Genomic DNA, 20,710 nt, shown 5'->3' on the forward strand with positions numbered 1-20,710 from the left:
GGCAGGGAACAGGAGGGCTGCCCGCAGACTTGGCGCTGCATGGCAAACAGCTTCCTCCTCTCCGCCCGGCAAATCTGGCAAAGCATCGGCGAGAACAACCTGTCTCTCATCGCGGCAGGGGTGGCCTTCTACACGATGTTCGGCCTGTTCCCCGCCATCACTGCCGTCATGGCTATCGCTGCGCTGTTGACGACACCTGCCGATATCGTCGCGCAACTTGATGCCCTGAGCGGTGTCGTGCCGGAGGAGGTGGCCAGAACGGTGATCTCGCAGGCCAGCGCGGTGGCCGCGGCACCGGGGGCCGGACTGGGGCTGACAGCGTTCTTTGGCCTTGGGCTGGCGCTCTGGTCGGCGTCCCGCGGGGTGGGAAGCCTCATCCAGGGGCTGAACGTGGCCTATGATGCGCGGGAGGAGCGAAGTTTCGTTCATCTGACGCTCGTGACTCTCAGTCTGACCCTTGCGGGGGTGGTGGGAGTGGTTGTCGTGCTGTCGATGATCGCGCTCCTGCCTGCGGTTTTCGCCATCTTCGGCGAGGATGAACTCTGGGCGCAGATCGCGAACTGGCTTCGCTGGCCCGTGCTGCTGGCAACCATGATCCTCGGGCTGTCCTTCGTCTATCGCTTCGGCCCCTGTGGGAGCAAAGGACGGCGGTTTGCACCGGGGGCAGCGCTGGCATGTCTGCTCTGGCTTGTGGTTTCCATAGGGTTTTCGATCTATGTCAGCCATTTCGCAAGCTACAACGAAACCTTCGGCGCGCTCGGCAGCGTCATCGTGCTGCTGATGTGGATATGGCTGTCCACCTTCATCGTGCTGCTCGGCGCAGAGGTAAACGCTGAAATCCAGCGTCGTGGTACTCTGGGCAAGGCCGTGAGCGAGGGGATCAAGCCCGCCCGCGGCGTCGGATGAGCGAATGCGACACTTCACCGCCCCTCGTTTCACGAGAAAGCCCACATAACTTATCTTTTCTATAGGAATTGGTTTTGACCGCCGAATACCGGCGGGGTAATGACGGCCCAACCGAAATGGAGGTCGCCATGAAGCTTTTTCACACCCTGCTCGGCACGGCCGCGCTTGGTCTTGCTCTTGCCGGAGCGCCCGTGATGGCTGAGCCGCTGACCATCGAGCATCAGCAAGGCACGCTCGAACTTCCCGCCACGCCGCAGAAGGTGCTTGTTCTGGATATCGTGTCTCTCGACAACATGGACGCGCTCGGCGTGGAACCTGCCGGAGTCATCGGCTCCACGCTCCCGCCTTATCTCCGGAAATACGCGGATGACAAATATCTGAAGATCGGCACCCTGTTCGAGCCTGATTACGAGGCGATCAACGCGGCGGAAGGCGATCTTGCCATCGTCGGCGGCCGGTCCCGGGCGAAATATGCCGAAGTGGCGGCGCTGCTTCCGACCATCGACATGACGGTGGTGAACGATGCCCAGTTCGTCGATCATGTGAAGTCCAATGTGACGAAGCTCGGCGCGCTGTTCGACAAGTCTGACCGGGCCGCCGAACTCACCGCCACGCTGGACGAAAAGGTCGCCCGGCTCAAGGCGGATGCGGTGGATGAAGGCACGGCGCTGATCCTCGTCACCAATGCCGGGAAGCTTGGCGCCTATGGACCGACCTCCCGCGTGGGATGGCTGCACACGCTGATCGGCTTCCCCACTGTGGAAAAGAGCATCGACGACCGCTTCCACGGCGGCGATGTGGTGTCCTTCGAGTATATCCTGGAGAAGAACCCGAAATGGCTCTTCGTCATCGACCGGGATGCCGCTGTCGGCCAAGTTGAACCGGGCGTTGCAGCCCGCGCGGTGCTCGACAATGAAATCATCCACCGCACGGATGCGTGGAAGGAAGACCGGATCGTCTATCTGGACCCGGCTTCGGCCTATGTCTCCTCGGGCGGCTACACCGCGTTCAGCACGCTGGTCGATCAGGTTCAGGCGGCGGTTTCCAAGGACCGTGGCGAGTAATCCCGACATATCGGACGGCCGGTCACGTTCGGTCCTGTCCGCGCTTCTGCTGCCCGCCGCGATCTGCCTCACCCTGGCGCTCGCGGCGGGCAGCCTTTTCGTGGGCGTGACCGATATCCGGCTTTCGGGGCTGATCGACGGGAGCGCCACTTCCGAACAGTCGCTGATCCTGGCCGCAAGCCGCATTCCCAGAACGGCGGCGCTGCTGCTCGCCGGATCCTCGATGGCGATTGCGGGGCTCATCATGCAGATGATGATCCGCAACCGCTTCGTCGAACCCTCCACCGCGGGGACAGTCGAATCGGCGAGCCTCGGCCTGCTGCTGGTCACGCTCTTCGCCCCGGCCTGGCCCATCTGGGGCAAGATGCTGGTCGCCGCGGGCTTTGCCGCGGCGGGCACATGGCTCTTCCTCCGGCTCCTCCGCCTCGTTCCGCTCCGCGATGTGCTGATGGTGCCGCTGGTCGGCATCATGCTGGGCGGTATCATCGGCGCGGCGACGACGTTCCTCGCCTATCGCACGGACCTGCTTCAGACGATGCTGGCCTGGACGACGGGGGATTTCTCGGGCGTGCTGCGCGGACGCTACGAGCTGCTTTATATCGGCTTCGCGCTGGCCGTGGTCGCCTATATCGCGGCGGACCGGTTCACCGTCGCGGGGATGGGCCGGGATTTCGCAACCAACCTCGGGCTGAACTATCGGCGCGTCGTGGCGCTGGGGCTGACCATCGTGTCGCTCATCACGGCGGTCGTGGTGGTAAGCGTGGGGATGATCCCGTTCCTCGGCCTCATCGTGCCGAATGTCGTCAGCCTGATGATCGGCGATAACATGCGCCGCGCCGTGCCCTGGGTCGCGGTGCTGGGCGCGGCCTTCATCCTTGCCTGCGACATCCTTGGGCGGTTGATCCGCTACCCCTACGAGATCCCGATCGGCGTGGTCGTCGGCGTGATCGGCAGCGGGATGTTCCTCTGGCTGCTTCTGAGGAAACAGCATGGCCGCTAACCGACCCCGTCTCGTCATCCTGCTGCTGGCCATCGTGGCGGCGCTCGCCGTGACGGCGTTCATGACGCTTGGCGCGAGGGGAAGCTGGGACTTCGTGCTCAAGTTCCGGGGCCTGAAACTCGCGGGTCTGGTGCTGGTCGCCTATGCCGTGGCGGTCTCCACGGTGATGTTCCAGACGGTCACCGCGAACCGCATCCTCACGCCCTCCGTCATGGGGTTCGACGCGCTCTATGTGCTGATCCAGACGCTGCTGGTTGCCGGCATCGGCTCCCATGCCGCGGCGGTGCTGAACCCGAACCTGCTCTTCGCGGCCAAGGTCATGCTGATGGTGGTCTTCTCGGGGCTGCTGTTCCGCTGGCTGTTTCTGGGCGAGGAGCGCAGCCTCCACCTCCTCGTGCTCGTCGGCATCATCTTCGGGGTGTTCTTCCGAAGCGTCTCCACGCTGATCCAGCGGATGCTCGACCCGAACGAGTTCATGGTCCTGTCCGATAGCCTCTTCGCCAGTTTCAACAGCGTTCAGCCCACGTTGCTCGGTGCCTCCGCCGTGCTGATCGGGCTGGCATCCATCGTGGGCTACCTGATGTTGAACCGGCTGGACGTGCTGACGCTGGGCCGGCCCATGTCGATCGGCCTCGGCCTGCCCTACAAGCAGACGGTGGCGATCATCCTGGCCATCGTCGCGCTGCTCGTCTCCGTCTCCACGGCGCTTGTCGGTCCGGTGACGTTCTTCGGTCTGCTGGTCGCAAGTCTCGCGCATGTCATGACCGGAAGCGCGAAGCACCGCCATGTCCTTCCCGTCGCCGTTCTGCTCGCCGTCATCTGCCTCGTCGGCGGTCAGACGGTGCTGGAGCGGGTGTTCGGCTTCAACACGGCCTTGTCGGTCATCATCGAATTCCTGGGCGGCATCGCCTTCATCCTGCTCATCATACGCCGGGGGGCCAGATGATCCACGCCTCGAATCTCAGCAAGACCTATGGCGAGACGGTCGTCGTCGATGATGTGACGCTGACGCTGCCCGCCTGTGGCATCACCTCGATCATCGGGCCGAACGGCGCCGGGAAATCCACCTTTCTGTCGATGGCGAGCAGGCTCCTGGCGATGGACAGGGGTACCGTCACCGTGGACGGGCTCGACGTAACCAGGACACCCTCCGACGTGCTGGCGCGGCGGCTGGCGATCCTGCGGCAGGACAACCACCTGACCTCCCGCCTGACAGTCCGCGATCTGGTGACCTTCGGGCGCTATCCCTATACCAAGGGACGACCCAATACCGAGGACCGCGTCCATGTCGAACGCGCTCTCGGCTATCTGAACCTTGAACCTCTGGCCGACCGCTTTCTGGACGAGATCTCCGGCGGGCAGCGGCAGCGGGCATTCGTCGCCATGGTCCTGTGTCAGGACACGGATTACGTGCTGCTGGACGAGCCGCTGAACAATCTCGACCTGAAGCACGCGCAGGCGATGATGAAGACGATGCGGGGCGCCACGCGCGATCTCGGCAAGACCGTCGTCATGGTCCTGCACGACATCAACTTCGCCGCCTGGTATTCCGACCACATCGTCGCCATGCGGGATGGCCGCGTCGCTATCGCCGGAACGGTGGAGGAGGTCATCCGCCCAGAGGTGCTCCGCGACATCTATGAGGTCGATATCGCGGTGGAGGAATTCGGCGGGCGTCGGGTGGCCCTGTTCTACGAATAGGCGCTACCCTGTATGCCCAGGCGGCACGCGGAACAGCGTCCGGAAAAGCGCGCGCATGACCCGCGCCCAAGGCCCCTGCCCAATGTATCCGTCCCCGCGGGAGCCATGCCTGCGGCTCCTCAGCGGATGCCGCCGCCAACGCTCCCTGCGCGCGGGACGCGCAGAGCTTGCCTGCCCCCGACCATGGCAGACAGCCCGGGATTTCATTGCGCCGAAGGACGCAGGGACTGGCGCCCGTTGAGGCGCCAGCCCGTAGCTCAGTGATGAGCGTGAGGATCGGCGTTACCGTCTTTGCGGACTTCGACGTTGAAGACGACGGGAACCTTGCCGGACTTTTCAAACACCAGCGTCGCGGGGATCTTTTCGCCCACGGTCCATGGCGTGCCGTTCAACCCCATGAACATGACGTGATAGCCGCCCGGCTCCAGGGTCACCGTCTGCCCCGGCGGGATTTCCACCGCCTCGACATGCGTCATTCTGGCAATCCCGTCCTTTTCTTCCGACAGGTGGATCATCGGATTGCCGATCTCCGCCTCGACACCGATGAGACGGTCGGGCGCACTGCCCGCATTGGTGACCGTCAGATAGCCAGCGGCGGCGCGGGCAGAGGCGGGAACCTCGAACGAATAGGGGTGACCGATGGTCAGCTCACCCGCCTTGAACTCATGAGCAAGCGCAGAGGTGGCAAGGAGCGGTGTGGCAAAAAGGGTTGCAGCCAGAAGCGTGCGGAACATGGGGTATCTCCGTGAAAGCGTTTGTCAGATGAAGTCGCGTTTCACGAAAGCGGCGGGCCGCGCGGCAAGGGGTTGAAAGACGGTGCTCCCGCCCGCAGCGTCAACGGGCCGAGCGTCGCGTAAACCGTGCCTGACAGGCGCCAGACCATACCGGGCAATGGCGGCGTCGGCGCGTGATCCAGAGCGTGCGGAAACGCACAGGGATCCGAGCGCACCTCCTCAACCGGAGCGCCGTTTCCATCGAGCACGACAACCCGCATCCCGTCGCCAGAACAGATGACGACATAGCGCAGGTCGACAAGCCCCAGCGACACCGCCGCCGCCGACACCTTCGGCAGCAGGACACCCGCGACAACGAGCAGAACGGAAAGAAGGCGCAGCAGTCCGACGATCATGGCGCGGACCATACTGACGCGCGCATGTTCTGGAAAGGCGCAGAATGTCCTAGGGTCGCTGATCGAAACTGACCGCTGTAGCCTCGGGGGGTGAAGGGGCTACCCAAACCGGATCGCCGCCCCAAACCGCAACTCGGCAGCGTCAGGAAAGCCGCACTCGGGTTGCTGCAGGCGCCAGGCGCCCGCTTCCGCAAATAGGTAAAATGCACTGCATGTCACTTCCACCACAGGGTATGGCGGCAGCCTTCCGTGGCACTCCCGCTGCGATGCGTACCGGGCCGCTTGATCTCTCGCACTGTCCGTCGCTGATGTGACCGCCGGATATAATCGCGCTTCCCTGCTTCCCTGCTTCCCTGCTTCCCTGCTTCCCTGCTTCCCTGCTTCCCTGCTTCCCTGCTTCCCTGCTTCCCTGCTTCCCTGCTTCCCTGCTTCCCTGCTTCCCTGCTTCCCTGCTTCCCTGCTTCCCTGCTTCCCTGCTTCCCTGCTTCCCTGCTTCCCTGCTTCCCTGCTTCCCTGCTTCCCTGCTTCCCTGCTTCCCTGCTTCCCTGCTTCCCTGCTTCCCTGCTTCCCTGCTTCCCTGCTTCCCTGCTTCCCTGCTTCCCTGCTTCCCTGCTTCCCTGCTTCCCTGCTTCCCTGCTTCCCTGCTTCCCTGCTTCCCTGCTTCCCTGCTTCCCTGCTTCCCTGCTTCCCTGCTTCCCTGCTTCCCTGCTTCCCTGCTTCCCTGCTTCCCTGCTTCCCTGCTTCCCTGCTTCCCTGCTTCCCTGCTTCCCTGCTTCCCTGCTTCCCTGCTTCCCTGCTTCCCTGCTTCCCTGCTTCCCTGCTTCCCTGCTTCGACGATTGTCAGCAGTCCGAATTTGCAAGGGTAAAGCGATGACCCGCATCCTTGGCCTTTGCTGACCCCCGGCATCCGACAGGGTGCGCGGTTCCCTGCGCCGAAGGTCGTGGCCGGATCCGGTTCGGACCCCTCCCAGCAAAGACCGGGGCCCTATTCCTCCATAAGCCCTGCCACGGCAATCAGCGCCGCGAGGCCGGTGGAGAGGCCCTTGCTGCTCGCCTCCGGCTCCACGTCGATCCATTCATCCACCGAGTGATATCGGTCGCCATGACCGCCGGTGCCGATCATGACTGCCGGAATACCGAGGCTCATCGGGATATTGGCGTCGGTGGAGGAGGCGGCCGTGACGAAATCGAGCCCATGCGCGCGGAGCGCGGCCTTGCAGGCTTCAACGATCGCGGCATCCTCGGGCGTGGCGCCGGCCGGACGGTTGCCGATCTGCTTCACCTCGGCGGTGATGCTGCCGCTCCGCGTCTCGCGACGGGCGTTCTCGGCGGCGACGGCCTCCTCGACCAGTGCCCGCATCCGCGCGTCGAGCTTCGCCAGCTCCTCCGGCGAGGCGGAGCGGAGGTCGATCTCCACCCAGACCTCCTCCGGAATCGCGTTGATGGAACTGCCGCCGCCGAAGACCGAGCAGGAGAAGGTCGTGCGCGGCGTCTCCGGCACCTCGATCTGTCCCATGCCGGCAACCAGCCCCGCCATGGCATAGGCCGGGCTGACCGTGCCGAAGGCGTTCAGGCTGTGCCCGCCCGGCCCCCGGAAGGTGACGCGGTAGCGATGGGAGCCGATGGCGGACGTGACGAGCTTGCCCATTTCCGGGCCGTCGAAGGTGAAGAACGCCCCGATCCGGTCGCGGTATTCTCCCTCCGCGAACAGATGGCGGATGCCGCTCAGGTCGCCCTGCCCCTCCTCGCCCACATCCGCCACGAAGAGAATGTCCTCTGCCGTCTCGATCCCCGCTGCATCCAGCGCACGCATGAAGGCAAGGAGCGCCGCCAGCCCGCGCGTATCGTCGCCCACGCCGGGAGCGAACAGTTTCGTTCCCTCCCGCCGGACGGTGGTGTCGGTGCCTTCGGGGAAAACGGTGTCGAGATGGGCGGAGGCAACGACCATCCCCTTCCGTCCCGGCGCGCGGCCCGGACGCAGGCCAGTGACATTGCCGATACCGTCCAGCTTCACATCATGCAGGCCGTGCTGGATCATCAGGTCGCGGTAAACCTCGGCCCGGCGCGCCTCCTTGAAGGGGGGAGCCGGGATTTCCGTCAGGGCCACGAGATCCTCCACGAACCTGTCGTGATCGCGGCGCAGGACGGCTGCGGCACGAGCAAAGGCGGGCAAGGCGATGATCCGGGCGGCGTCGGTGAGGGGCATGGCGGCTCTCAGGTTCGTCCGGGGGCGAGGGCTTCCCGGATCAGGGCGATGCGATCAAGAAGCGCCGACAGATCCCAACCCTCCGGTCCCCCGCCGCTGACGCGGGTTTCATAGACCGCCTCGATCACTCTTGTCACCTCATTGCGACGCGCGATCGTCGCCGCGGCGCCCTCCACAGGCGGCAATGAGGCCCGCCATTGCTTCAGCGGATCGGTAAAGGCCGCGCTGAAGGCGGCCTTGGCCTGCCCGGCGGGCCACACGCGGCTGCCGGGCTTGCGCGCATCGTCAAGCCATGCCCCGGCGATGAAGGCATTCACCGCCCCCAGAAGCACGCCGGTCACGGTTTCCATCTGCTTCGGATCCGGAATATGTTGCTTCAGGCCCATCCACTCGGCGAAATGCAACGACAGCCATGTCGTCGCACAGGTCGTAAGCGCTATGAGCGTGATCGGCGCCAGAAAGCCCAGCTGCATGAGGACGGCGGCACTGCGCGGCCACTTCGCCAGCAACGCGGTGGCAATCGCCATCGCCAGAAAACCCGCAAGCAGCGCCGCGACGGTCCAGCCGACACTGGCCCAGCCGGGTAGCAACTGGATGTAGATGCCCAGAAATACACCGATCAGCACCGGGGCAAGCGACTGAAATTTCTCCCACATCTCAGCGGAGGAGTTCGTGGGCCGGATTATGGTAGCATCGATAGACGAGCTGATCCCCCACAATGACCGAATAGACCTCAGAGGGCGGCAAATCGAGGTCACAGCGCGTTTCCTCCCGGAGCAGGGTGCGGTCAAGCTCCCGCATCAACTCCGTCGCATCCGCCAGAGGATCGTTCAGCGCCTCCGCCGCCGCCGCAGTCGCCTCCTCCAGGCGCGTGATGTCGCCGCCGACGACAAGCCCGGGTACTTCCGTAAGTCTGAAATCCGACATGGCTCTCACCCGTAAATGATCTGTGCAAATGTCATGATCTTCTGCCTCTCCCGCCTGTTGGGCAAGTGAGTCGTGTGGCTTGCCTGCGACAGATGAGCCTTCGCGTGCAGCGGGCGGAACCCCGCTCTCCTTCCAACGTTGGCGATGACCGGGAGCAGGTCATGACGGAGGATCACGCATGGAAGGACCAGCCATGACGCCCTATTGCGGACCCGCACCCGCGCCGGAGGCTCTCTGGCTGAGTTGGAACCTCGATCCGCTGGTCCTTGTTCCCATCCTTCTGCTGGCAATGTGGTCGCTTCATGCGCGTTCCCGCGCGGGTATCGTGGCGGCGGGGGTGCTGTTCATCGCTTTCGTATCGCCGCTCTGCGCGCTTTCGACCGCGCTGTTTTCCGCGCGGGTTGCGCATCACGTGCTCCTCGTCTCCATCGCCGCGCCGCTTCTGGCCCGCTGCCTGCCACGGGGCCCCAGTCGCGGGGCAGAGCTGGCCTTTCTTGCCCATGCGGCGACCTTGTGGCTCTGGCATACGCCCGGGCCATATGGCTGGGCGCTGTCGTCCCCCGCGGCATACTGGCTGATGGAGGCGACTCTCCTCGGCTCCGCCGTCTGGCTCTGGCGCGCCATGCTTTCACCGGCAACGGCGGCAGGGCGGGCGATCCTGCTCCTGCTGGGCGTCACCATGCAGATGGGGCTGCTGGGAGCGCTGCTGGTCTTTGCGGGGCGTCCGCTCTTTGCCGATCATCTCGCCACCACCGCAGCCTATGACCTGTCCCCGCTGGAAGATCAGCAGCTCGCGGGGCTTATCATGTGGGTTCCGGCGGCACTGCCCTATCTCGGCGTCGCACTCTGGCGCTTGAGCGGACTGCTGGCTCCGGACAGGCGCTCGGCATGATCGTCGCCTGGCTGAAGCTCATCCATATCGCCGCCATTTCGCTCTGGGCCTTCGGGCTGATGGCCCTGCCGCCCATGCTGATGCAGCGCAATCGCGTTGCTGGAGACGCGGCACTTCACAACCTGCACCGTGCCACGCGGTACTATTATCTCGTCTTTCTTTCGCCCGCCGCGGCTATTGCGGTCATCTCGGGCACCGCTCTGATCTTTCTGGCGCAGGTTTATTCGCCGTGGTTCGCGGCAAAGCTCGCCTTCGTGGCTGTCCTTTGCATGATGCACGGCCTTGCCGCCGGGCGGATCCTCAAGGTGTTCGGGGAAGAAGCCCGCTATCCCAGATGGATGGGCTTCATGTCGCTTTTCGTGACCATCGGCACCGTGGGGATTATTCTGTTCCTTGTCCTCGGCAAGCCCGTGCTTACCGGTCCCGATCTGCCGCTTCTGCGTCCCGGTGGCCTGTCCGAGCTTTTTCCAGGGCTTCCGTCTCTTCGTCCTGAATGAGGCCGATCCCGTGATGGAAGATAAGCTTGCCACCATGCCAGCCCGCAGCCCCAGCCACGATCGCGGAAAGAAGCGAGAGCAGTATCCCTTCCGGCATCACGTCGCCGCCCTGAAACCTGAACCCCCAGTTCAACCCGAGAAGCGAGATCAGCATGAGGCCCGCCACCCCGTGACTCCAGCTCCCGACCCGCGTCCTGATGCCCGGAACGGCAAGGATTTCCACCAGCCCCGCCAGACCCGCCAGCGCGCCGGAGATGAAGCCAAGGCCGACCATCCAGATCGCCGCCCGCGCCCAGAACGGGTCGCCGTTCCACCAGTAGAGCAGATCGGCCCCAAGAACGGTCATCGTCAGGGCGATCGGGAAGTGCACCAGCATCGCGTGAATCGGGTGCCCGGCAAAGGCCACGACCGATTCCGTCGTCTCGGCGGCGACCTCTGCCAGGACGGGATCGTCCTCGTCCTGCGGGTCGCGGGCGGTATCGTTCATCGGCTCTCTCCCCTGTGGCGCCTTGTCCGAACGGCGGGACGGAGCGGTCGGTTCCTGCTTGCGACGTTTCCGCTCACCGCCTGCGGCGGACCCCTGTCCTCGCTGGCGCCGGGAGGGCGCGTGGCGGGTGATATCGCCTTTCTCTGGTGGGCGATGCTGGCGGCCTCCGGTCTGGCCTTTGCAATTGTCATGGGTTTCTTTCTCGTGGCCCTGCTGCGGCCCGGGCGGCTGGGGCAGATCCCTGTCGGCCGCTGGCTCCTCTGGGGCGGGTTCGTACTGCCGCTCGCCGTACTGACGCTGCTGGTCTCCATCGGGTTCTGGGTGGGGGAGCGCGCGATCATGCGCGGCGCGGAGCCTCTGGTGATCGAGGCGGAGGCGCGGCAATGGTCCTGGACCTTCCGCTACGCCGACCATCCCGACCTGCCTCCCGAAGAAAACGGTATCGCCATCCCCGTGGGCCAGCCCGTGGAATTCCGGCTGACCAGCGCCGACGTGATCCATTCCTTCTGGGTGCCGCGGCTTGCGGGCAAGCTGGATGCAATACCGGGCCATGTGAACCGCCTGCGCCTCATCGCGGACGACGCGGGTGAGTTCGGCGGGGTGTGCGCGGAATACTGCGGTCCGGGTCACGCGATCATGCCCTTCTTCATCCGCGCGGTTCCCGTCGCGGAATTTGAACGCCTGACCGGAGGTTCCGAATGAGCGTGCTGCCCGACGGACGCCCCGATGCACGGCCCCGCAGCCGCCAGATCCCCACGCCCGAAGCGGAGCGGAGGGACCGGGAACTGGAGCGGATCTGGACCTCCGGCCATGGGTGGCAGAGGTTCTCGGCGGTGAACCACTCCGTCGTGGGAATGCGCTTCATCCTGACATCGCTCGTGTTCTTCACCATCGGCGGGCTGCTGGCCATGCTGATCCGCGCGCAGCTCGCGACCACCCGAAGCCCGTTTCTGGATGCCGAGAGCTATGCGCAGGTCTTCACCATGCATGGCACGGTGATGATGTTCCTGTTCGCCATCCCGTTCTTCGAGGGGTTCGCCATCTACTTCCTGCCGAAGATGCTTGGCGCGCGCGACCTCGCCTTCCCGCGGATGTCGGCCTACGGCTACTGGTGCTACCTGTTCGGCGGGGCGATCCTCATCGTGGCGCTGATCGCGGGCTATGCGCCGAAGGACGGATGGTTCATGTACACGCCGTTGTCTTCCGCGACCTATTCGCCGGGGGTGAACGCGGATATCTGGCTGCTGGGCATCACCTTCGTGGAGATCTCCGCGCTTTCCGCCGCGGTGGAGATCGTGGTGACGATCCTGAAGATGCGCGCGCCCGGCATGACGCTGGACCGGATGCCGATCTTTGCCTGGTACATGCTGGTCGTCGCGGCGATGATGGTACTGGGCTTCCCGCCCCTGATCGTCGGTTCCCTGCTGCTGGAGGCGGAGCGCGCCTTCGGCCTGCCGTTCTTCGATCCGACACGCGGCGGCGATCCGCTGCTCTGGCAGCACCTCTTCTGGCTGTTCGGCCACCCGGAGGTCTATATCATCTTCCTGCCCGCGGCGGGCGCGCTCTCCACCCTGCTCCCCGTCTTTGCCGGACGGCCGCTGGCGGGGCGGCGCCTGGTCATTGCGGCTGTGTTGTCGATGGGGTTCCTCTCCTTCGGCCTTTGGGTCCATCACATGTACACGGTCGGGCTGCCGCATCTGTCGCTGGCCTTCTTCTCCGCCGCCTCCGCCGTCGTGGCGATCCCGACGGCGGTGCAGATCTTCGCCTGGATCGGCACGCTCGCCACCGGGCGGCCAAGGCTCGAACTGCCGATGCTGCATGTCTTCGGCTTCTTCTTCGTCTTCGTGATCGGCGGGCTGACGGGGGTGATGCTCGCGGTGGTGCCCTTCGACTGGCAGGCCCATGACAGCCATTTCGTCGTCGCGCATCTGCACTACGTGCTGGTCGGCGGCTTTCTGTTTCCGATGATGGCGGCCGCCTATTACTGGCTGCCCGCGCTCACGGGGCGGATGCCGGACGGGCGGTTGGCGCGGCCCGCCTTCTGGCTGATCTTCATCGGCTTCAACCTCACCTTCTTCATCATGCACCTTACCGGGCTGCTCGGCATGCCGCGGCGGGTGGACCATTACACTGCCGATACCGGGTGGGAGATATTCAACCTCATCTCCTCCATCGGCAGTTTCGTGATGACGGGCGGGTTCATGCTGGTAATCGTCGACGTCGCGCTGACGCTGCGCTACGGGCGCCAGACGGAGCCGAACCCCTGGGGCGCGGGAACGCTCGACTGGGCGGTGCCGAAGCTGCCCGCGCCGAGCTACAATTTCCCCTCCCTGCCCCGGATCGGGGCAAATGCCGATCAGCTCCGTCCCCGCGACATCGGGCCCGCGCTGGCGGAGGGCGAAGGCTACCTGCCCACGCCGCGCAACGGCTGGATGGAGACGCTGGTGACCGGCGCCGCGGATGCGGAGCCTGAGCATATCGCCCTGCTTCCCCGACAGACCTATCTGCCGCTCTATACCGCGCTCGCGACGGGGACGGTTTTCCTCGCACTGATCTTCAAGCTCTACTGGTGGCCGCCCCTCGGCATCGCGCTGGTGGCGGCGCTGTTTCTGTGCTGGACCGCACGGGGGGAGTTCCGCCGTGATCACGGCAGGTTGGATGCGGGCTTGGGCCTGCGGCTCCCGCTTCATGCCGAAGTCCCCCGCCCGCTGTCATGGTGGGCCATGGCGGTGACGATCGCCGCGGATGCGACGGCCTATGCCGCACTCCTGTTCGGAGGGCTGTTCCTGTGGCTTTCGGCTCCGGGATGGCCGCCGCCGGACTTTCCCGTACCGCCGGTTTGGGGGGTGATCGTGGCGCTGGCCGCTCCGGTGATCGCGGCCTTCGCCGCCCGTCTGGCGGAGCGGGAGGGAGAGATGCCGATGCTGACGGTCGCACTGGTCTGCCAGCTTGCCGGGCTTGCGGCGCTCGTGGGGCTGATCCTTGCGGTTCCCACCCCCAGCTCCCATGCCGCTCTGGCGAGCATGGCGGCGGTTCTGGCCTATGCCGCCCTGCATGTCGGACTGAGCGCGCTTTTCGCGGCCTATGGCATCTGGCGCGTCCGGGCAGGCTATGTCTCCACGGCGCGGCGGGCGGATCTGGCGATCGGCAGGCTCTGGCAGGACTACAGCGCGCTGGTCTCCGTGATCGCGGTCGGGTTCCTCTATGCGCTCACCCATCTGTCGCAGACGGTGCCGCTATGATCGGTTTGCGTCCGCTGGCCGGGTTTGCGGCGCTCGTCGGAGCCTTCGTGATTTGGAGTATCGCCTTCCTCCTGCTCTACGGGACTCATGCCACCGGCTGTGCGCTGGGGTGGGAAGCGCGCGCCTTCCTGATGACCTCGTTCCTTCGTGCTGTCCTGGCGGGGATAGTGGCCCTTACCTTCGCCGCGCTGTTCCTTCTCCGACCGGCAACGGGAGAGGAACCGCTGGCCCGCGTCGCGCATCTTGTGTTCATCGCGGCCCTCGTGGCGACGGCATTCTGCTTCGCGGCGGTCTTTGTCCTGCCGCTCTGCTAGCCAGCCCGGCCCTTCCCCAGGAATGCGAACCGCCCGCGGAGTCTCCTCCACGGGCGGCCCGACGATCACCGACGAGGGAGCTTACTCGGCGGCGAACTGGTTCATGGTGTTGCCGTGGCCGCCGGCCTTCAGCGCGCGCTCACCCGCCACCATCTCCTTGAACGTGTCGCCCAGATCGGAGCCGACCTCATGCTGGTGCTTCACGGCGGAGATGCCGCGACGGATCTCCTCACGCTGCACGGTCGCGACATAGGCGAGCATCTTGTCCTCGCCGAAGTAGCCGCGGCTGAGCTCGTCCACCGATTTCGCGGTGAGGTGGAAGGTCGGCAGCGTGATGAGGTTGTGGAACACGCCTGCCTTGGTGGAGATGTCGAACTGGAAGTTCTGCAGACGGGCATCCGCCTCGCGGCCCAGATCGGTCGCGTCGAACTCCGCCTTCATCAGCTCGTTGCCCTCCGGGTAGTCGGCTTCCTGGATCCGACCCTCTTTCAGCCATTCGTTGCGGACCTGCTTGCGCAGGTTGAGCGTCCAGTTGAACGAGGGCGAGTTGTTGTAGGTCAGCTTCGCATGCGGGGCCTTCTTGCGGATGTCGGCGACCATGCCGGCGATCTCCGCCACGTTGGGCGTATCCGTCTCGATCCAGATCAGGTCGGCGCCGCCATCGTTGAGCGAGGCGATGCAGTCCTCGACCACCCGCGACCGGCCGGAGCCGTCCTTGAACTTGTAAAGGCCGTTCGGCAGGCGCACCGGCTTCACAAGCTTGCCTTCGCTCACCATCAGAACTTCGCCATCGGCAGGCAGATTGCCTTCGGCCACCGATTCCACCTCGACCCACTTCAGATACTCGGAAGCGAGGTCGCCCGGATGCTGGCTGACGGGAAGCTTCTGCGTCAGGCCGGCGCCGAGGCTGTCCGTGCGGGCCACGATCACGCCTTCATCGACGCCCAGTTCCTCGAAGGCAAGGCGGCAGGCGCGGAGCTTCTCGATGAAGTCCTCACGCGGCACGGTGACCTTGCCGTCCTGGTGGCCGCACTGCTTGGCATCCGACACCTGGTTCTCGATCTGCAGACAGCAGGCGCCCGCCTTGATCAGCTCCTTCGCCAGAAGGTAGGTGGCGTGCTCGTTGCCGAAGCCCGCGTCGATATCGGCGATGATCGGCACCACATGCGATTCAAAGGTGTCGATGGCCTCGATCGCCTTCTTCTCCGCCACCTGGTCGCCATTGGCGCGCGCGGTCTTCAGATCCTTGAACAGGTCGTTGAGCGCCACCTCATCCGCCTGACGCAGCGAGGTGTAGATCTCTTCGATCAGATCCGCGACGGCGGTCTTTTCATGCATGGACTGGTCCGGCAGGTGGCCCCAGCGGTTGCGGAGACCCGCGACCATCCAGCCCGACAGGTAGACATAGGCGCGTTTCGTGGTGCCGCGCAGACGCTTGACCGACTTGATCATCTGCTGCGCGTGGAAGCCGGACCAGCAGCCCAGCGACTGGGTGAACTGGGTCGGATCGGCGTCATAGGCCGCCATATCCTCGCGCATCACCTTGGCCATGTCGCGGGCGATATCGAGATGGGTGGAGTAGGTGTTCTGCAGCTTGAGCTGGACGATATCCTCAACCGTCACGCCGCCCGGCGTCTGGCCGGAGGGGTAGCGGGCAAGCGTCTCGGCTTCGAGTTCTGCATAGGTCTTGCGGGCCATCTTGGGTCCTTTCACTGTCGAAATGGTCGGGGAGAGGCGGACGGCAAAGCGCCCGCCCGGTTTGTCAGGTTTGTCAGTCCAGCGCGTTCAGCACGTCATAGGCTGGCAGCGTGATGAAATCGGGAAGTACCTCGGCGGAGGCGGCCTCCTGGAAGATCCGCGCGGCGGAGGCATAACGGCCCCGGTGGAAGGCGTTCGGGCCGATCCGGTCAAGGATGGAGACGATCTCCTCCTGCACCAGCTCCGCCAGCCATTCGCGGCTCATCGTCCGCTCGCCGCCCGCGGTGAGGCCGACGGTGGCGGAATGGCGGATCCACTGCCAGATCTGGGCGCGTGAGATCTCCGCCGTCGCGGCATCCTCCATCAGGTTGTGGATCGGCACCGCGCCACGGCCCGAGAGCCATTGCGCCAGATACTCGATCGCCACGGACACATTGGTGCGGACACCCGCCTCCGTGATCGTACCCTCCGTCGGCTTCAGGAGCATGGCCGGTTCGATCCGCCATTCCTGCCGCGGCTTGCGGATCTGGTTCGGGCCGGGCATCTCGGCGTCGAACACCTCCTGGGCGACCGCAACCAGATCAGGATGGGCGACCCAGGTACCGTCGAAACCCATGCCGACCTCGCGCAGCTTGTCCGCCCGGACCTTGGCGAAGGCGGCCTCGTTCGCGGCCGGGTCGTTCTTGACCGGGATCTGCGCGGCCATGCCGCCCATGGCGTGAATGCCGCGGCGGTGGCAGACCTTCACGACCCGCGCCGCATAGGTGGCGAGAAAGGCGCGGTCCATCGTGACCTGCGCACGGTCGGGCAGGACATAGGCGGAATGGTTCCGCAGCGATTTGATATAGCTGAAGATGTAGTCCCAGCGCCCGGAATTCAGCCCGGCGATATGGTCCTTCAGCTCCCAGACGATCTCGTCCATCTCGAAGGCGGCGGGCAGCGTCTCGATCAGCACGGTGGCCTTGATCGTGCCCTGCGGAATGCCGAGGCGATCCTGCGCGAAGACGAAGACCTCGTTCCAGAAACGCGCCTCACGGTGGCCTTCGAGCTTCGGCAGGTAGTAGAACGGTCCCCGCCCCGTCGCCGCCAGCGCGCGCCCGTTGTGGAAGATGTTCAGCCCGAAGTCGAACAGCGCGGCGGAAACGGCATAGCCGCCGATCATCATGTTCGCTTCTTCCAGATGCAGCCCGCGCGGACGCACGATCATCACCGCCGGGGTATCGCCGACACGGTAGGATTTGCCCGTTTCCGCATCGTCAAGCTCCAGCGTCCCGTCGCGGTAGTCGAGCATGTTGACATGCCCCGCGATGATGTTGGTGAAGCTGGGAGAGGTCGCATCCTCGAAATCGGCCATGAAGACCTTCGCCCCGGAATTCAGGGCGTTGATCATCATCTTGCGGTCGACCGGGCCGGTGATCTCGACACGGCGGTCGGCCAGAACGTCCGGCACCCTTGCAGCGGACCAGATACCCCGGCGGATCGTGACCGTCTCCTCCAGGTAGTCCGGCAGACGACCGTCATCATACCGCTCCTGCCGGCGCTGACGGGCGACCATCAGCGCATGGAGCTTGGAGCCGAAACGCGCCTGCAGCTCCGCGATGAAGGCAGTCGCATCCGGGGTAAGCACCCGATCCTGACCCCGCACCACGCGCAGGAACACCGGACGGGTCGCAGTCGAAGGGGTGGCGAGATCAAGGGACATGGCGATTCTCCTTTCGTGCAGGACAAGCACGATTCGTTATGTCATGTTAGTAATGTAATGCCGCACACGCAGCATGAGATGCATTATGGTCGCCGTGAATGAGGTCGTATTGTCAGTTGTGTCGCGGTCGAAACTTGGATTTTGTAAGGTTTGTAAGTAATGGCGAGAGGCGAAAAGCTCATCATCGGCCCGCGGTTGAAGGCGTTGCGCCAGAATCTCGGCCTCACTCAGGCCCAGATGGCCGAGCAGCTCCGCGTAAGCCCGAGTTACATCACCCTTATCGAAGCCGACCAGCGTCCTGCCAGCGCGCGGTTGCTCATGCGGCTTGCCGAGGTGTTCGACCTGAACGTCGCTGAGCTCGCCCCGAGCCATGATACACAGCTTGCCACCGACCTGACGGCGACACTCAAGGATCCCGCGCTGGAAGCCGCGCATGTCACCCGGACGGAGATCGAGCAGGCGCTCCATGCGGCGCCGGGCGTGGCTGGCGCACTCGTCCGCCTGCACGAGCGCTACCGGCGGATGATCCTGCGCAGCCAGTCGGAGGACAACCCCCTCGTCGACCGTGACAAGGTGCAGGTGCTGGAGGAAGGCTCCCGCCCGGTGGAGGATGTGCGCCTGTGGTTCTATGACCGGCGGAACTACATCGACGAGGTGGATCGCGCCGCGGAAGCGATGGCGGAGGAGCTGGGTCTGCACCGGGGGGAGCCGAATACCGTGCTGACGGAACGGCTCCGCGCCCATGGCATCCGCGTCCGCATCCTGCCGGGCGACGTGCTCTCCGGACGGCTGCGGCGGTTCGAGATGCACCGGCGGGAGCTCATGCTCTCCGAATTGCTGGGGCAGGCAAGCCGCCGGTTCCAGATCGCCGTCCTGCTGGCGCGGCTGGAGCATGAGCCGGTGATCGAGGCGACGCTCGCCGATTCGGGAATGGAGGGGGATGCGATGCGGCTCGCGCGGGTGAGCCTCTTCAACTACTTCGCCGCCGCCGTGCTGATGCCCTATCGCCGGTTCCTCGCCGCCTGCGAATCAGCGCGTTATGATGTGGAACTCCTCGGCCACCGCTTCGGCACGAGCTATGAACAGACCGCACACCGCATGTCCACGCTGCAACGCGCCGATGCGCGGGGGGTGCCCTTCTTTTTCGTGCGGGTAGACCGGGCCGGCAATGTTTCCAAACGGTTCAGCGCCGGGCGCTTCCCCTTTTCCAAGTTCGGGGGCACCTGCCCGCTCTGGAATATCCATGCAGCCTTCGAGGCGCCGGACAAGGTTCTCACGCAGGTCATCCGCATGCCGGATGGCGCCAGCTATTTCTCCATCGCGCGGACGGTCACGCGGACCGGCGGCACCTTCGATCAGCCGGCACCGAAGCTTGCCATCGGCCTGGGGTGCGACATCGCCTATGCGCCCCGGCTCATCCATGCCGACCAGGTGAACCTTGAGCGGACAGTGCCGACGGATGTGGGTCTGAACTGTTATCTTTGTGAGCGTCCCAACTGTGCCTCCCGCGCCCATGCGCCCATCAACCGCCGGCTGGCGATCAACGAGCAGGAGCGCAGCCTGTCGATCTACCGCTTCGAGGGGGAGAGCTGAGAGCTGAGAGCTGAGAGCTGAGAGCTGAGAGCTGAGAGCTGAGAGCTGAGAGCTGTGCATCCTCCCTTCGGCCGAACTCGTAAAGCGTGCAGGAGATGTCATCCGGGAAATCCGTGCCGCCGACTGCCTTTGCCAGATCGGCGATCACCGATTCGAGGAACTTCCGTCCGGCCCGCTGACGGTTGAGCAAAAGGATCTCGGCCAGTTGCTCCTCCTTCACTCCCTCCCCCGCCGCGCCACATTCCATCACGCCATCGGTGAGCAGCAGCATCCTGTCGCCGGGCCGCAGAGTCACTGTCGTCTCCTCGTACTCCGCCTCCGCAATGAGGCCGATGGGAAAGCCGCCCGCGCCCGGAAACTCCACCGCCCCGCCGGCGCGGATGAGCGCCGGGTTGGGATGGCCGGCCTGCACGAAGGTGACGCAACCGGTCACCATGTCGGCATCGGCATAGATCATGGTGAAATATCGCTCCGTCTCCATCTCCTCCAGAAACACCCGGTTCAGATGGACAGCGACCTCCCGCGGTCTGCGCGGCGTGAGCGTGCCGTATTCATTGCGGACCAGAGCCACGTTCTGCCCCCCGCCGCCGGGTGAGAACAGCCCCGAAAGCCGCGCCATCATCAGCGCTGCAGCAACCCCATGGCCCGCGACATCAACGGAGAAGAACCCGACCCGCCGGGGCCCGATCGGGAAGAACCCCGCCAGATCCCCGCCGATCTGCCCGCTGGGCCGCAGGAGCACCGAAAGGGCGGCCGGCCCGAAGTCGCGCGAATGATCGCGCACCAGCGCCTGTTGCAGCTTGCGCGCCTCATCCAGATCACGGTCGAGCGCGCTGTAGAGCCCGCGCACTTCCGCCAGCGTCTCGTTCAGCCGCCGGTTGCTGTCGGAGAGCCGCCGTTGCATGTGCATGATCCGCTCCCCCGCTGCGATCCGGGCCCGGAGCTCGCCAGGGGTTACCGGCTTGGTCAGGAAGTCATCCGCCCCGCAATGCAGCCCGTGGGCGACCTCGTCCTTCTCGCTCTTGGCGGTGACGAGGATGAAATAGCTGTAGCTTTCCCCCGGCAGCGCACGAAGCGCCTCACAGAATTCGAGACCGTTCATCCCGGGCATCATCCAGTCGCTGATGACCAGATCGAATTGTCGCTGACGCGAGAGAATCAGCGCCGCTTCACCCGTCTCCGCCTCCTGCACGTCGTAACCCCAGTCCGTCAGCATCTCTGCCAGCAGCCGCCGCTGCAATCCGCTGTCATCAACGACGAGTGCTGTCCGCCCACCCCGACGCAGCGGCTGGGAAAGGGGCAGGACAGCCGGGGACGCCGGGGACATTGTAATGGGCATGAGCAAAGGTGTT

The 20,710-nt window shown here is 65.0% G+C and carries 20 protein-coding genes; 11 read left to right on the forward strand and 9 right to left on the reverse strand.

From position 1 onward, the window contains the following. Window positions 1–39: 39 nt before the first annotated feature. The 5 genes from CN97_RS07165 to CN97_RS07185 all read left to right on the forward strand — a co-directional run bounded on the left by CN97_RS07165 (window position 40) and on the right by CN97_RS07185 (window position 4,671). Window positions 40–906 (forward strand): YihY/virulence factor BrkB family protein, encoded by an 867-nt coding sequence (locus CN97_RS07165; RefSeq protein WP_051911034.1) that lies wholly within the window; start codon window positions 40–42, stop codon window positions 904–906. Window positions 907–1,034: 128 nt separating this feature from the next. Continuing rightward, the gene (locus tag CN97_RS07170) at window positions 1,035–1,970 is read left to right on the forward strand and encodes a siderophore ABC transporter substrate-binding protein (protein ID WP_035709114.1); all 936 of its coding nucleotides are present in this window, start codon (window positions 1,035–1,037) and stop codon (window positions 1,968–1,970) included. Between the two features lie 49 nt (window positions 1,971–2,019). Beyond that, a complete protein-coding gene (locus tag CN97_RS07175; protein ID WP_407059730.1) occupies window positions 2,020–2,970 on the forward strand; it encodes an ABC transporter permease in 951 nt (316 codons plus the stop codon). Further along, on the forward strand, window positions 2,960–3,916 hold the full coding sequence (locus CN97_RS07180; protein WP_035709117.1) for an iron chelate uptake ABC transporter family permease subunit: 957 nt from the start codon (window positions 2,960–2,962) through the stop codon (window positions 3,914–3,916). The genes CN97_RS07175 and CN97_RS07180 overlap by 11 nt, the downstream gene beginning before the upstream one ends. Continuing rightward, window positions 3,913–4,671, forward strand: coding sequence for an iron ABC transporter ATP-binding protein (locus tag CN97_RS07185; RefSeq protein ID WP_035709119.1), 759 nt, complete (start codon window positions 3,913–3,915; stop codon window positions 4,669–4,671). The genes CN97_RS07180 and CN97_RS07185 overlap by 4 nt, the downstream gene beginning before the upstream one ends. Before the next feature lie 257 nt (window positions 4,672–4,928). Here the strand turns inward: CN97_RS07185 and CN97_RS07190 are convergent, their stop codons facing one another. The 5 genes from CN97_RS07190 to CN97_RS07210 form a co-directional block, all read right to left on the reverse strand. Then, window positions 4,929–5,405 carry a copper chaperone PCu(A)C gene (locus CN97_RS07190; protein WP_035709122.1) on the reverse strand — a complete coding sequence of 159 codons (477 nt, stop codon included), beginning with the start codon at window positions 5,403–5,405 and terminating at the stop codon, window positions 4,929–4,931. Window positions 5,406–5,446: 41 nt separating this feature from the next. Next, a complete protein-coding gene (locus tag CN97_RS07195; RefSeq protein ID WP_140418261.1) occupies window positions 5,447–5,800 on the reverse strand; it encodes a hypothetical protein in 354 nt (117 codons plus the stop codon). A gap of 985 nt (window positions 5,801–6,785) precedes the next feature. After that, window positions 6,786–8,006: a M20/M25/M40 family metallo-hydrolase gene (locus CN97_RS07200; RefSeq protein WP_035709128.1), complete on the reverse strand. Its 1,221-nt coding sequence runs from the start codon at window positions 8,004–8,006 to the stop codon at window positions 6,786–6,788. A gap of 8 nt (window positions 8,007–8,014) precedes the next feature. Further along, on the reverse strand, window positions 8,015–8,662 hold the full coding sequence (locus CN97_RS07205; RefSeq protein ID WP_035709131.1) for a hypothetical protein: 648 nt from the start codon (window positions 8,660–8,662) through the stop codon (window positions 8,015–8,017). A gap of 1 nt (window position 8,663) precedes the next feature. Further along, window positions 8,664–8,933 (reverse strand): hypothetical protein, encoded by a 270-nt coding sequence (locus CN97_RS07210; protein WP_035709134.1) that lies wholly within the window; start codon window positions 8,931–8,933, stop codon window positions 8,664–8,666. Window positions 8,934–9,111: 178 nt separating this feature from the next. Between CN97_RS07210 and CN97_RS07215 the strand changes: the two genes are divergently transcribed. After that, window positions 9,112–9,825 carry a cytochrome c oxidase assembly protein gene (locus CN97_RS07215; protein ID WP_035709136.1) on the forward strand — a complete coding sequence of 238 codons (714 nt, stop codon included), beginning with the start codon at window positions 9,112–9,114 and terminating at the stop codon, window positions 9,823–9,825. After that, a complete protein-coding gene (locus tag CN97_RS07220) occupies window positions 9,822–10,322 on the forward strand; it encodes a CopD family protein (RefSeq protein ID WP_051911035.1) in 501 nt (166 codons plus the stop codon). Before CN97_RS07215 ends, CN97_RS07220 begins: the two co-directional genes overlap by 4 nt. Here CN97_RS07220 and CN97_RS07225 read toward each other — a convergent pair. Continuing rightward, window positions 10,240–10,809 carry a DUF2231 domain-containing protein gene (locus tag CN97_RS07225; RefSeq protein ID WP_084684023.1) on the reverse strand — a complete coding sequence of 190 codons (570 nt, stop codon included), beginning with the start codon at window positions 10,807–10,809 and terminating at the stop codon, window positions 10,240–10,242. The two genes, CN97_RS07220 and CN97_RS07225, sit on opposite strands and share 83 nt — an antisense overlap. 120 nt (window positions 10,810–10,929) lie before the next feature. Here CN97_RS07225 and coxB point away from each other — a divergent pair, with 120 nt between their 5' ends. The 3 genes from coxB to CN97_RS19805 are packed head-to-tail and all read left to right on the forward strand — an operon-like array spanning window position 10,930 to window position 14,365. Then, window positions 10,930–11,511, forward strand: coding sequence for a cytochrome c oxidase subunit II (gene coxB / locus CN97_RS07230; protein ID WP_051911036.1), 582 nt, complete (start codon window positions 10,930–10,932; stop codon window positions 11,509–11,511). Next, a complete protein-coding gene (ctaD, locus tag CN97_RS07235; RefSeq protein ID WP_084684024.1) occupies window positions 11,508–14,051 on the forward strand; it encodes a cytochrome c oxidase subunit I in 2,544 nt (847 codons plus the stop codon). The genes coxB and ctaD overlap by 4 nt, the downstream gene beginning before the upstream one ends. After that, entirely contained in the window at window positions 14,048–14,365 is a 318-nt protein-coding gene (locus CN97_RS19805) for a hypothetical protein (RefSeq protein ID WP_051911037.1), read from the forward strand. Before ctaD ends, CN97_RS19805 begins: the two co-directional genes overlap by 4 nt. Before the next feature lie 81 nt (window positions 14,366–14,446). Here the strand turns inward: CN97_RS19805 and CN97_RS07245 are convergent, their stop codons facing one another. Both CN97_RS07245 and aceB read right to left on the reverse strand, forming a co-directional pair. Beyond that, a complete protein-coding gene (locus tag CN97_RS07245; protein ID WP_035709139.1) occupies window positions 14,447–16,063 on the reverse strand; it encodes an isocitrate lyase in 1,617 nt (538 codons plus the stop codon). Window positions 16,064–16,136: 73 nt separating this feature from the next. Continuing rightward, window positions 16,137–17,765: a malate synthase A gene (gene aceB / locus CN97_RS07250; protein ID WP_035709142.1), complete on the reverse strand. Its 1,629-nt coding sequence runs from the start codon at window positions 17,763–17,765 to the stop codon at window positions 16,137–16,139. A 159-nt stretch (window positions 17,766–17,924) separates the two neighbouring features. Here aceB and CN97_RS07255 point away from each other — a divergent pair, with 159 nt between their 5' ends. Next, on the forward strand, window positions 17,925–19,358 hold the full coding sequence (locus tag CN97_RS07255) for a helix-turn-helix domain-containing protein (RefSeq protein ID WP_035709145.1): 1,434 nt from the start codon (window positions 17,925–17,927) through the stop codon (window positions 19,356–19,358). On the opposite strand, the gene CN97_RS07260 is transcribed toward CN97_RS07255, so the two are convergent. Then, complete coding sequence (locus CN97_RS07260; protein WP_248700070.1) at window positions 19,306–20,697, reverse strand: PP2C family protein-serine/threonine phosphatase; 1,392 nt, start codon at window positions 20,695–20,697, stop codon at window positions 19,306–19,308. The genes CN97_RS07255 and CN97_RS07260 overlap by 53 nt on opposite strands. Window positions 20,698–20,710 lie beyond the last annotated feature (13 nt).

It is taken from the genome of Haematobacter massiliensis (assembly GCF_000740795.1).
GTDB lineage: Bacteria > Pseudomonadota > Alphaproteobacteria > Rhodobacterales > Rhodobacteraceae > Haematobacter > Haematobacter massiliensis.